Source organism: Saccharopolyspora aridisoli (genome assembly GCF_004348445.1).
Classification (GTDB): domain Bacteria; phylum Actinomycetota; class Actinomycetes; order Mycobacteriales; family Pseudonocardiaceae; genus Saccharopolyspora; species Saccharopolyspora aridisoli.
In genome coordinates this window covers 152,506-164,373 of record NZ_SMKV01000006.1, presented here as the reverse complement: position 1 = coordinate 164,373, position 11,868 = coordinate 152,506, and the positions used below count along the sequence as shown (strand labels likewise).

10 protein-coding genes and 1 riboswitch are annotated in these 11,868 nt (G+C 70.5%); of the genes, 6 read left to right on the top strand and 4 right to left on the bottom strand.

All coding sequences use genetic code 11. From position 1 onward, the window contains the following. Positions 1 to 39: 39 nt before the first annotated feature. Complete coding sequence (locus tag E1161_RS06960; RefSeq protein WP_132620892.1) at positions 40 to 1,464, top strand: aminotransferase class I/II-fold pyridoxal phosphate-dependent enzyme; 1,425 nt, start codon at positions 40 to 42, stop codon at positions 1,462 to 1,464. A 471-nt stretch (positions 1,465 to 1,935) separates the two neighbouring features. Here the strand turns inward: E1161_RS06960 and E1161_RS06955 are convergent, their stop codons facing one another. Beyond that, complete coding sequence (locus tag E1161_RS06955) at positions 1,936 to 2,205, bottom strand: DUF1876 domain-containing protein (protein ID WP_132620778.1); 270 nt, start codon at positions 2,203 to 2,205, stop codon at positions 1,936 to 1,938. A gap of 183 nt (positions 2,206 to 2,388) precedes the next feature. After that, a riboswitch (cobalamin riboswitch) is annotated at positions 2,389 to 2,513 on the top strand. 97 nt (positions 2,514 to 2,610) lie between these two features. Here E1161_RS06955 and E1161_RS06950 point away from each other — a divergent pair. From E1161_RS06950 to cobA, 4 genes are read left to right on the top strand one after another with little or no spacing between them, the layout of a single operon-like run. Further along, a complete protein-coding gene (locus E1161_RS06950) occupies positions 2,611 to 3,645 on the top strand; it encodes a HoxN/HupN/NixA family nickel/cobalt transporter (protein WP_235874841.1) in 1,035 nt (344 codons plus the stop codon). 15 nt (positions 3,646 to 3,660) lie between these two features. Further along, on the top strand, positions 3,661 to 4,272 hold the full coding sequence (locus tag E1161_RS06945) for a precorrin-8X methylmutase (RefSeq protein ID WP_132620775.1): 612 nt from the start codon (positions 3,661 to 3,663) through the stop codon (positions 4,270 to 4,272). Next, positions 4,269 to 5,174: a sirohydrochlorin chelatase gene (locus E1161_RS06940; RefSeq protein WP_132620773.1), complete on the top strand. Its 906-nt coding sequence runs from the start codon at positions 4,269 to 4,271 to the stop codon at positions 5,172 to 5,174. The genes E1161_RS06945 and E1161_RS06940 overlap by 4 nt, the downstream gene beginning before the upstream one ends. Beyond that, positions 5,155 to 6,366: a uroporphyrinogen-III C-methyltransferase gene (cobA, locus tag E1161_RS06935; RefSeq protein WP_132620771.1), complete on the top strand. Its 1,212-nt coding sequence runs from the start codon at positions 5,155 to 5,157 to the stop codon at positions 6,364 to 6,366. The genes E1161_RS06940 and cobA overlap by 20 nt, the downstream gene beginning before the upstream one ends. Positions 6,367 to 6,613: 247 nt before the next feature. Here cobA and E1161_RS06930 read toward each other — a convergent pair whose 3' ends face one another. The 3 genes from E1161_RS06930 to E1161_RS27050 all read right to left on the bottom strand — a co-directional run bounded on the left by E1161_RS06930 (position 6,614) and on the right by E1161_RS27050 (position 9,345). After that, on the bottom strand, positions 6,614 to 8,095 hold the full coding sequence (locus E1161_RS06930; protein ID WP_132620769.1) for a DEAD/DEAH box helicase: 1,482 nt from the start codon (positions 8,093 to 8,095) through the stop codon (positions 6,614 to 6,616). Positions 8,096 to 8,316: 221 nt separating this feature from the next. Then, positions 8,317 to 9,060, bottom strand: a complete 744-nt coding sequence (gene yaaA, locus E1161_RS06925) for a peroxide stress protein YaaA (RefSeq protein ID WP_132620767.1) — start codon at positions 9,058 to 9,060, stop codon at positions 8,317 to 8,319. Positions 9,061 to 9,078: 18 nt separating this feature from the next. Beyond that, positions 9,079 to 9,345 carry a DUF559 domain-containing protein gene (locus tag E1161_RS27050; RefSeq protein WP_165939710.1) on the bottom strand — a complete coding sequence of 89 codons (267 nt, stop codon included), beginning with the start codon at positions 9,343 to 9,345 and terminating at the stop codon, positions 9,079 to 9,081. Positions 9,346 to 10,117: 772 nt separating this feature from the next. Between E1161_RS27050 and E1161_RS06915 the strand changes: the two genes are divergently transcribed. Then, entirely contained in the window at positions 10,118 to 11,863 is a 1,746-nt protein-coding gene (locus E1161_RS06915) for a proline--tRNA ligase (RefSeq protein WP_132620763.1), read from the top strand. Positions 11,864 to 11,868: the final 5 nt, after the last annotated feature.

Sequence of the window (11,868 nt, the reverse complement as noted above, 5' to 3'; positions counted from 1 at the left end):
TCGCGTCCGGAGTGGCAGGGTGGCCGGGTGGGTGGTGACATGTCGCCGGAGGAGTTCCGGCGGGTCGGCAAGCAGGTCGTGGACTGGATCGCGGATTACCGGGTGGGGATCGAATCGTTCCCGGTGCGATCGCAGGTGGGGCCGGGGGAGGTGCGGGACAAGCTCCCCGCTCATCCGCCGGAGCGGGGCGAGGGATTCGATCAGGTCCTGCGTGACCTCGACGAGATCCTGCTGCCGGGTGTGACGCACTGGCAGCACCCGGGGTTCTTCGCCTACTTCCCGGCCAATTCGAGCGGACCCTCGATCCTCGGTGACCTGCTCTCCAGCGGGCTCGGCGTGCAGGGCATGGTGTGGGCCACGAGTCCGGCCTGCACCGAGCTGGAAACCGTCGTCGTGGACTGGCTGGCCGAACTGCTCGGCCTGCCTGCGCATTTCCGCACCGACGCGGCTGGTGGCGGGGTCATCCAGGACTCGGCGTCCAGCGCCGTGCTCGTCGCGTGCCTGGCCGCGCTGCAGCGGACCGGTGAGGACGTCGCGCGCAGGGGCATCACCCGACGCCATGCGCTGTACGTCTCGGCGCACACCCACTCCTCGCTGGAGCGGGCTGCGCGGCTGGCCGGGATCGGCGCGGATAACGTGCGGGTGGTCGACACCGACCCGGATACGCTCGGCATGAACCCGCGCCACCTCGACGAACTCATCGCCGCGGACGTGGAAGCCGGTGCGGTGCCGACGATGGTGTGCGCGACGATCGGCACCACCTCGACCACCGCGATCGACCCCGTGCGCGAGATCGGCGAGATCTGCCGGAGGCGCGGCGTCTGGATGCACGTCGACGCGGCCTACGCCGGTGTTGCGGCGGTGTGCCCGGAGCTGCGCTGGATCAACGAGGGAGTCGCCGACTTCGCCGACTCCTACTGCACCAACCCGCACAAGTGGCTGCTGACCAACTTCGACTGCAGCGCCCTGTGGCTGGCCGACCGGGCTCCGATGATCGAGGCGTTGTCGATCCTGCCGGAGTACCTGCGCAACGAGGCCAGCGAGTCCGGCGAGGTGATCGACTACCGGGACTGGCAGGTCCCGCTCGGCCGCCGGTTCCGCTCGCTGAAGCTGTGGTCGGTGCTGCGCTGGTACGGCGCGGAAGGGCTGCGCGCGCACATCCGCGACACCGTCGCGCTGGCCCAGGAGTTCGCCGGCTGGGTGCGCGACGACCCCGGTTTCGAGCTGCTGGAACCGCACCCGCTCGCGCTGGTCTGCTTCCGGCCGCGCTACCCGGACCTCCCGGTGGACGAGGCCAACGAGCGCACGCACCGGGTGATGGACGCGCTCAACGACTCCGGCGACCTCTACCTCACCCACACCAAGATCGGTGGGCGAACTCTGCTGCGGCTGGCCGTCGGCTCCCCGGCGACCGAGCGCAGGCACGTCGAAGCGGCGTGGGAGCGGATCCGGCGAGCGGCCTAGACGCGGGCGGGCTCGTCCGCGAGTGCCCAGGACGCACGCGTCGTGGCCAGGGCGATCTCGAGAACCACCGCGGCCCGAAAGTTTCGCCAGCAGCGGCGGTGGAACGGCAAGACCGAGTTCTTCCCGCCGGAAGACGTGGACTGGCAGCCCGATCAGTGTGAGCCGGATCGCCGGGTTCCACTCGCCCTCGTCCGCGCCCTGCCCGCCCGGGGTGACCGAGGCGATGGGCGCGCTCGGCAGGAACCGCCGTGAGCGCGGAGCCCCGTGGTGGTGCAGGACCTACCGACGCGCCAGCGCAGCTGGCGGCGGAACCCGGTTCCCTCCCGTCCGGGGGCGGAGCCAACCTACCCCGGGCGGGAAGAAGAGCTCGTCAGCGACGGCGCGGTGAGCCAGCACATCGCCGCCACCCCACCGATCTGCCCACGGTCGACGACATCGACCGCGCGGTCCTAGAGTACCCCGAAATGCTGATCAGGCGGGTAGGTGGACGCGCCTGTGGAGTCGGTCCCCGATGTCGCTCGAGGCGTTGTCCAGGAGCTTGTGGGCGAGTTCGTAGAGGGCTCGGGCAATGGCGATCTCGTCCCCGATCTGCGGTACCTCCGGGTCGTCGGGGTGCCTGCGGGCCGTGCCGTGACCGTGCAGCGCCTGCCCGGCGGGTGTGGTGAATCCGACGTCCGCGGTCGTCTTCGCCCCTGCCTCCACGACCTGCAGGTTCAGCGTGATCGAGTGGGTCTCGTTCATGGTGACCTCCTTGACGCAGCATCGAGCCGGAGCACTGTGCTCACCCGACCGGGTACCCCTGATTGAGCCGGTTGAAAGCGCCATCGGCTGACGGGAGCAGCGCGCAGATCACGCAACGTGATCGATTTCACCAGGTTTGACCTCGGACCGTAGATCAGGCAAGGATGACTGTCGCCGACAGTGCAGGAACCCGGTGCGAGTCCGGGACGGTCCCGCCACTGTGACCGGGGAGTGGTCCCCACCCATCGCCACGGCTGTCATCAGCTGGAAGGCGGGGGAACCACGTCGATCCGGGAGTCAGGACACTGCGTGCCGGCCCCGTGCCGCGAACCCGCGGCGCGCGGCCACCGAACCCCGGGCGGGAGAACCCAGGAGGTCGGATATCCCATGAATCGGGATGCCGAAGTGAGCCGGCACACCACCGGCTGGGGGGCGCGCGAGCGCCGGAAGTCAGCGGTCCTGCTGGCCGCGATCGGAGCACTGCACCTCGCGGGCTGGGGTGCCTACCTGCTGCACGAGCAGGCGTTCAGCGCCGCCGGAGGCCTCGCCGCCGCCGGCACCACCGCCTACCTGCTCGGGTTGCGGCACGGTTTCGACGCCGACCACGTCGCCGTCATCGACGACGCCACCCGGTTGCTGATGCAGCGCGGCAGGCGTCCGGTGTCCACCGGCATGTGGTTCGCCCTCGGCCACGCCAGCGTCGTCATGCTGCTGGCCTGCGCGGTCGCGTTCATCGCCGGACCCGCCGCCCAGCAGTGGGCCGAGCAGACCGGCGTGCACATGGCCACCGCCGTCGACCTGGTCGTGGTCGCCGTGCTGACCGTCCTCGCCGTGCTCAACGCGCTCGTGCTGCGCGACGCGTGGCGGCTGCTGCGCCGCGCCCGGAGCGGCGCCATCGACGAAGCCGAGGTCGACATCGTCCTCGGACGGCGCGGCCTGCTCGCGCGACTGCTGCGCGGCCGGATGCAGGGCGTGGCCCGGTCCTGGCACCTGTTCGGCATCGGCCTGCTCTTCGGCCTCGGCATGCAGACCGCCACCGAGATCACCGTCCTGGCGATGGTCACCCCGGGCGCGAACCTGTCGGCCATCGCCGTGCTGAGCCTGCCGCTGCTGTTCGCCGCCGGAATGTGCACTGTGGACAGCGTGGATGGAATCCTGATGTCCCGCGCCTACACCTGGTCCCTGGCCCGTCCGCTGCGGCGGCTGTGGGTCAACGTCACCACCACGGCGCTGACCGTGGGACTCGCCGCGCTGGTCGCCTTCGTCGTGCTCTGCGGAGTCCTGGCCGAGTCGGGCCTGGGCTACCTCGACGGGGTCGCCGCGATCGCGGACCAGTTCGAGCTGCTCGGATACCTGACCTTGGGCCTGTTCCTGCTGGTCTGGGGCGGTGCGGCGGCGTGGTGGCGGTTCACCGCCCGGAAAAGCGCGGAAATCGCATAGGAAACAGGAACGACCATGAGGCGCACAGTCCACCCGATCGAGACCGAGTCCTACCGGATCATGCGGTCGCGAGCCGACTTCGACCGGTTCGAACCGCTGACGAGGGGGGTCGTCGAACGCGTCGTGCACACCACCGCCGACCCCAGCTGGACCGGCGAAGTCGTCGCGGAAGAAACTGCGCTGCGGCAAGGGCGCGACGCCCTGCTCGCGGGCGAACCGCTGATCACCGACGTGCGCATGGTCGCCTCCGGCATCACCGCCCGCGAAGCCCGCATCGGCCTGGACTTCCCCGGAGTCACCGAACTCGCCGCCTCCGAAGGGCTCACCCGTTCCGCGGCCGGGATGCGGCTCGCGGCGGCAGAACACCCGCGCGGCGCGGTGTGGGCCGTCGGCAACGCCCCCACCGCGCTCTTCGAACTCCTCCGGCTCGCCGAGGAAGGCGAACTGGAACCGGCGCTGATCGTCGGGGTCCCGGTCGGCTTCGTCGGCGCCGTGGACAGCAAGGCCGCACTGCGGCGCAGCGGCCTACCGGCCGTGAGCACCCTGACCGAACGTGGTGGGGCGGCGATCGCCGCCGCCGCCATCAACGCCCTGCTCTACTGGGCAGAACCTGGAGGTAACCGGTGACCGAACCGCTGCTGGTCGTGGGCCACGGCACGGTGGACGAACGAGGCGTCGCGCAGTTCCACGCCTTCCTCGAACGGCTCAAGGCCCGGATGTCCGCAGCCGGGGTCGACAGCTCGGGCGGGTTCATCGAGCTGTCCGCCCCCGCGGTCACCGAAGCCTGGACCGAACTCACCGACAAGGGCCACCGCCGAATGGCCGCGGTGCCGTTGGTGCTGGTCGCGGCCGGGCACGGCAAGGGCGACATCCCCGCCGCGCTGGAACGCGAAGTCCGCCGCCACCCGGGCACGTCCTTCGTCTTCGGACGTCCGCTCGGACCGCACCCGATCCTGCTGGAGCTGCTCGCCGAGCGGATCGCCGAGCAGGTCCCGCGCGACGAATGGGCCGACACGGCCGTGGTCCTCGTGGGCCGCGGCTCGACCGACCCCGACGCCAACGCCGAGGTGTGCAAGGTCTCACGCCTCTTGCAGGAGACCTGCGGTTTCGAGACGGTTGAAACCGCGTTCATCTCCCTGGCATCGCCGGACGTCCCTGGCGGGCTGGACCGGGCTCGCAAGCTCGGGGCCAAGCGCGTCGTGGTGGCCCCGTACTTCCTGTTCGACGGCGTGCTGCCGCAGCGCGTCGTGACGCAGGCGCGCGAGTGGGCCCAGACCGCACCGGAGCTCCAGCTCCACGTCGCCGGATATCTGGGAGACTGCGACGCCCTGGTCGACCTCGTCGTGGAGCGATACCACGAGGCCCTGCACGGCGACATCCGGATGAACTGCGACACCTGCGCGTACCGGGTGCTGCTGCCGGGTTTCGAGGACAAGCTGGGCGCACCGCAGACGCCGCACCACCACCCTGACGACCCGACCGGGCACGGTCACGCACACGGACACGCACATGGCCACTCAAACGGATGACCACTACCTCGCCGGACTCGACCTCGTCGGTCGCCGCGTGGTCGTGGTCGGTGCCGGACCCGTCGCGCAGCGGCGGCTTCCCCGGCTGATCAACGCTGGCGCCACCGTCGAGGTGATCGCCCCGCAGGCGACGCCCGCGGTGGAAGCGCTGGCCGACTCCGGCGAGATCAGCTGGAGCCGTCGCGAGTACCGCGACGGCGACCTCGACGGCGCCTGGTACGTCGTCGCGGCGACCTCGTCCGACGACGTCAACGCCGCCGTCGGCGCCGAAGCCGAGCGAGACCGGGTGTTCTGCGTCCGCTCCGACAACGCCACCGAGGGCAGCGCGGTCACGCCCGCCGTCGCCGAGCACGACGGGTTGCTGCTCGGCGTGCTGGCCGGCGGAAGACCGCGCCGCAGCGCTGGAGTTCGCGACGCGCTGCTGGAAGCGATGCAGGCAGGCGTGGTCGACGAGCACCCCGAGCCGAACGCCCCCGGCGTCGCGCTGATCGGCGGCGGCCCCGGTGCCCCGGACCTGATCACGGTGCGCGGACGGCGGCTGCTGGCCAAAGCCGACGTGGTCATCACCGACCACCTGGCGCCGCGGGAGCTGCTGGAGGAGCTGGGCTCGCACGTCGAGGTCATCGACGCCTCGAAGATCCCCTACGGGCGGTCGGCGAGTCAGTCGGTGATCAACGAGACGCTGATCGAGGAGGTCCGCGCGGGCAAGTTCGTGGCCCGGCTCAAGGGCGGCGACCCGTACGTGTTCGGGCGCGGCTTCGAAGAGCTGCTGGCCTGCGCGGAAGCCGGTGTCCCCGTGACCGTGGTGCCGGGCATCACCAGCGCCTTTTCGGCGCCCGCGATGGCCGACGTGCCGGTCACCCACCGGGGCGTGGCGCACGAGGCGGTCGTGGTCTCCGGCCACGTCGCCCCGGACGACGAGCGATCGCTGGTGGACTGGGAGGCCCTGGCCCGGCTGCGCGGCACCCTGGTCCTGCTCATGGCGGTCCAGCGCATCGAGGCGTTCGCCGAGGTCCTGATCAAGAACGGCCGACCGGCCGACACGCCGGTCGCGGTCGTCCAGGAAGCCACCACCGGAACCCAGCGCTCCCTGAAGACCACCCTGGCCCAGGTCGCAGAAGACGTCCGGACCCACGACATCAAACCCCCCGCGGTAGTGGTCATAGGTCCGGTAGCGGGCCTCAAACCCTGACCCACCCATGACCCGGAAGTGCCCCTGGCGAGCCAACCAGCTCCCAGGGGCACTTCACGTCGTCCCGCCCTCACCAGGGCCAACGGATTCCAGTGGAGATCAGAACTCCGAATCCCATTGAAATCCGATTCGGAATTCCACTGGAACCCGGGACCTGACTTCCACTGAAATCGCGCCCCTGCGATTGGGACGGGCAGACGCGGACGAGACGGGTCTCGAGGTCGTCCGCGCTCGCGCGATGCGGGCTTCAGCGAGGGGAGTTGGAGCGGCGCGGGCGCTGCGGGGCGCCCGTGCGGGCGGCCGATGCTCCACGGCGGTTGCGGTTGGGGTTCGAGCCGCCTCGGCGGGACGGTTCGGTCCCTCGCGGGGCGCGCTGCGGGCGGTGCTCGCCGCGCGACTTCGCGGGGGTCTGCTGCTGGCGCTGCGGCGCGGCCAGCGGCGTGCCGGACGGCTCGCGTGCGCCGGTGACGCGCGCCAGTTCGGCGTCCTGCGGCCGGACCTCGGTGGTGATGGCCTTGACCCCGGCCTGGTTCGCCATGGCGCGGAACGCCTGCTTCTGGTCGTCGGTCACCAGAGTCACCACCGTGCCGCTGGAACCCGCGCGCGCGGTGCGACCGGCCCGGTGCAGGTAGTCCTTCGGGTCGGCCGGCGGCTCGACGTGCACCACCAGGCTCACGTCGTCGATGTGGATCCCCCGCGCCGCGACGTTGGTGGCCACCAACGTGCTGGTCGAGGCGCTCTTGAACTCGTCGAGGATGCGGGTGCGAGCGTTCTGCGCCTTCCCACCGTGCAGCGCACCGGCTTCCACGCCGACGGCGCGCAACTTCTTGGCGAGCCGGTCCGCGTGGTGCTTGGTGCGCACGAACATGATGGTGCGGCCTTCGCGCGCGGCGATGCGCGCCAGCACGTCCTGCTTGTCGGTCGCCGACACCAAGAGCTGGTGGTGCTCCATGCTGTCCACGCTCGCCGACGGCGGCGCCAGCGAGTGCACCACGGGGTCTGTCATGTACCGCTCGACGAGCTTGTCCACATCACCGTCGAGAGTCGCTGAGAACAGCAGCCGCTGTCCGTCGGCGGGAACCATGTCGAGCAGTTCCCGGACCTGCGGCAGGAACCCCATGTCGGCCATCTGGTCGGCCTCGTCCAGCGCCGTGCGCTCCACCTCGGACAGATCGCAGGTGCCCTGCCGCACGTGGTCGGCCAGCCGACCCGGAGTCGCGACCAGAACATCCACGCCTCGTCGCAGCGTGTCGACCTGCCGGTTGAACGAGGTGCCGCCGACGACCTCGCGGACGTACAGGCCCAAGGCCTTGGCCAGCGGCTTGAGTGAATCGGTGACCTGGGTGGCCAGTTCGCGGGTGGGCACCAGCACCAGGCCGCGCGGGCGCATCGGACGCGCGTTCCCGGTTTGCAGCGCCAGCAGCGGAAGCCCGAACGCCAGCGTCTTGCCGGAACCCGTCTGGCCGCGGCCGAGCACGTCACGTCCCGTCAGCGCGTCCGGGATGGTGGCGGCCTGGATCGGGAACGCTTCCTGCATGCCGCTGTCGTGCAGGGCGCGCACCAGGCGGTTGGGCAGTCCGAGATCGGCGAACGGCGCCGGGTCGACGGCCGTCACCCCGACCTCGTCGAACAGGCTGCGCTTGACCGGCTGCGCCTTGGCCTGCGGACGGCGACGTCGCGGACGTCCCGACTGGTTGCGGCGTGCGGGCGTGGCAGAAGAAGAAGGCACGAAGAGTACTCCCCGGAGGTAGGCACGTCACGGGGAGAGCTTCGCGGGTCTTTCCGCGGGCGATCACGAGGACGAGCCCGGCGCGATACCGCGCCGATGGGTGGGCGAACGCGGCGGACGCCGCTCGCATTGCGGCCGAGTGCCAGCCGCAGACAGCCCGCAGTCTATCGGACCGAACCCGGCGTCCGGGGAACAGGCGCCGGGCTGTGCTGTTCGTCTCCTCAGGCCGTGACGACGACGCAGAGCTCGCGGTCGGCCTCGCGCTCCACCCTCAGCCCCGCCTCGGAGGCGACGTCCAGGACGTCCTCCACCGACCGCGGCTCCTCGGGCGCGCAGGCCAGCGCCCGCGCCAACCTGCCCTTGTGGGACTTGTTGTGGTGGCTGACGACCTTGCGCTTGCCCGAAGCGGCCTCGGACAGCACCCGGACCTCGACGGCCCCGTTGACCTTCGCCAACGCCGCGTAGGCACCTGAGCGCAGGTCCACCACGAGATCGTCGGCCGCGGCCAGCACGGGTTCCAGGACCGGGCGCCACACGCTGCGCAGCGTCCCCAGCCCGGGCAGCGAGCCCCCGCCGGAGAGCCGGTAGGCGGGGATCGAGTCGGTTCCGCGCACCAGCCCGAACAGCGCCGAAGCCACTGCCAGCCGTTCATCGGCTTGCTTGCGCTGGGCGGGCTCCAGGGATCCGACGTCCAGGGCGTCGTAGAGCACGCCGGTGTAGCGCTCCAGCGCGAGAGCGGTGGGCGAGGACCACAGCGCGGCGTTGCGCTCCACCTCGTCGACCTGCCGCTCGGAAATCCCCAGAACTTCCAGGCTCCGCGGCACGTCACCGGCCAAAGTGGACAGCGCGTCGACGAGTTCGCGGCGCGTCCCGTTCAGCTCCGGGTGCGACATCCCGGCCAGCTCCAGCGGAGCGCCGTCCCCACCAGCAGCCTTGGTCTCCGAAGGAGGAAGCAGAACCAACACGCCCACCAGGGTAAGCGGTCATGCGGCCACCCCGGACCTGCCTCCCAGCGATGCCGCGACCTCGGCGATGGCCTCGTCCACGTGATCGCGGAGCCGGTCGTTGGTCACGACGATCACCGCCCACCCCAGCGCTCTGAGTCGATCGCGACGATCGCGGTCCTGCTCGACTTGGGCCGGATCCGCGTGCCAGCCGCCGTCGTGCTCGACCGCGACCTTCGCCTCCTCGAAGGCGAGGTCCAGCCGGGCGACGAAGCGATCCCCGTCGAAGACCTCCAGCGCAGGCACGGGTGCAGCCCGCGCAGCACGAACTCGACCCGGAGCACCGACTCGGGAACTGATTCGGCCTGCCCGTCCAAGTGCGGAATCCGCGCCCGCGCACGTCGGATCCCGTGATCGTGCCTGCCGACGAGGAACCCCGCGATCTCGTCCACCGAGATGACCCCGGCGTGCAGCAGGGCGTCGCAGTGGGCGACCGCCCGCGTGATGGACCGTGTTTGAGCAGGCCGAACGCGATGCGGGGAAACCCGGCGACGCCGACTCCACGCCACGGAGCTCCTCGTCGCTCCATCCCGCCGCGATGGCATCGCATCGGCGGAAGACCTTGATGGACGGGTCGTCGATGATCGGTGGCTTCTCCGGATGTCTCACACGGGGAAGAGGCGCGGACCCCTCGCACGAATGCACCTGCCCGCGAATCTCTCGAAAAACCCGCCTGATCGGGTGGTGTCTGAGATTCCAGTGGAAGTCGGGTCCCGGTTTTCAGTGGATCTCGGGACCCGGATTTCCACTGAAATCGAATTCCTGACTTCAGTGGAACTCGGTCCCGGTTTCCGGTCACCGGCCGGCGGTGGGATCCATCGGAGTTCCGCGCGGGAATCGGAGTCGTGGGGAGTTGCGGTGGTGAGTGGTGGTGGAGGTGGTGGGGAAATGGTTTGACCTGGGGGTTTGGGTTTGGGGAGGATTGCTGGGTGGCGTGGCGCGACCGCGCAGACGGGCGAGTCGGCGTGGTCGCTACCCTGCCTGTATTCCCATCGGGCCGAACTAGGAGCCAGTAGCCGTGATCACGAGGATGTCGACGTTGTTCCTGCGTACGCTGCGCGAGGATCCGGCCGACGCCGAGGTGCCGAGCCACAAGCTGCTCGTGCGGGCCGGCTACGTGCGGCGCGTCGCGCCGGGCATCTACTCGTGGCTGCCGCTGGGCCTGCGCGTGCTGCGCCGGGTCGAGGAGGTCGTGCGGCAGGAGATGGACGCCATCGGTGCGCAGGAGATCCACTTCCCCGCGCTGCTGCCCAAGGAGCCCTACGAGTCGTCCAACCGCTGGACCGAGTACGGGCCGAACCTGTTCCGGCTCAAGGACCGCAAGAACGCCGACTACCTCCTCGGGCCCACGCACGAGGAGCTGTTCACCCTGACCGTCAAGGGCGAGTACAGCTCCTACAAGGACTACCCGGTCATGCTGTACCAGATCCAGACCAAGTACCGGGACGAGGAGCGGCCCCGCGCGGGCATCCTGCGCGGCCGCGAGTTCGTCATGAAGGACTCCTACTCCTTCGACATCGACGACGAGGGCCTGTCGGCGTCCTACCAGAAGCACCGCGACGCCTACATCAAGCTCTTCGACCGGGTCGGTCTGCGCTACGTGATCGTGGCGGCCACCTCCGGCGCGATGGGCGGTTCGGCTTCGGAGGAGTTCCTGGCCGAGAGCCCCACCGGTGAGGACACCTTCGTCCGCAGCACCGAATCCGGTTTCGCCGCCAACGTCGAGGCAGTGGTCACCCCCGCGCCGCCCGCGGAGTCCATTGAGGACAAGCCCGCCGCCGAGGTGCACCACACCCCGAGCACGCCGACCATCGAGTCGCTGGTCGACTTCCTCAACGCCAACACAGACCGCAAGTTCACCGCTGCGGACACCCTGAAGAACGTGCTGGTCAAGACCCGCCAACCGGGTTCGGACGAGTGGCAGCTGCTGGCGATCGGCGTGCCCGGCGACCGCGAGGTCGACATGAAGCGCCTCGAAGCCTCGCTGGAACCGGCCGAGGTCGCGCTGCTGGAAGAGCCCGACTTCGCCGCCAACCCGTTCCTGGTCAAGGGCTACATCGGCCCGAAGGCGCTGCAGGAGAACGGTGTTCGCTACGTGGTCGACCCGCGCGTGGTCACCGGCACCGCCTGGGTCACCGGCGCGGACAAGACCGACCACCACGTGCTGGACCTGGTGTGCGGCCGGGACTTCACGCCGGACGGCACCATCGAGGCCGCCGAGGTCCGCGAGGGCGACCCGTCGCCCGACGGCAAGGGAACCCTGGTGGCCGCGCGCGGTATCGAGATCGGGCACATCTTCCAGCTCGGCCGCAAGTACGCCGACGCGTTCTCGCTGGACGCGCTCGGCCAGGACGGCAAGCCCAAGCGGATCACCATGGGCTCCTACGGCGTCGGCGTGTCCCGCCTGGTCGCGGCCATCGCCGAGCAGAGCCACGACGACATGGGCCTGGCGTGGCCGCGCGAGGTCGCCCCGGCCGACGTGCACGTGGTCATCGCGGGCAAGGACGAGACCGTCCGGGCCCGCGCCGAGGAAATGGCCGCCGAGCTCGACGCGGCCGGCGTGCAGGTGATCCTCGACGACCGCGCGGTCTCGCCGGGCGTGAAGTTCGCCGACGCCGAGCTGGTCGGCATCCCGTCGATCCTGGTGGTCGGCAAGGGCCTGGCCAACGGTGTCGTCGAGGTCCGCGACCGGCTCTCCGGCGAGCGCACCGAGGTCGCCGCCGACGAGGCGGTGGCGCACCTGATCGACGTCGTGCGTGGCTGAACCTC

Coding starts and splice junctions, on each gene's coding strand:
- cobA (WP_132620771.1), top strand. CDS start 5,155: ATGGCCACTCAAACGGATGACCACTACCTCGCCGGACTCGACCTCGTC.
- E1161_RS06945 (WP_132620775.1), top strand. CDS start 3,661: ATGAGGCGCACAGTCCACCCGATCGAGACCGAGTCCTACCGGATCATG.
- E1161_RS06955 (WP_132620778.1), bottom strand. CDS start 2,205: ATGAACGAGACCCACTCGATCACGCTGAACCTGCAGGTCGTGGAGGCA.
- E1161_RS06960 (WP_132620892.1), top strand. CDS start 40: ATGTCGCCGGAGGAGTTCCGGCGGGTCGGCAAGCAGGTCGTGGACTGG.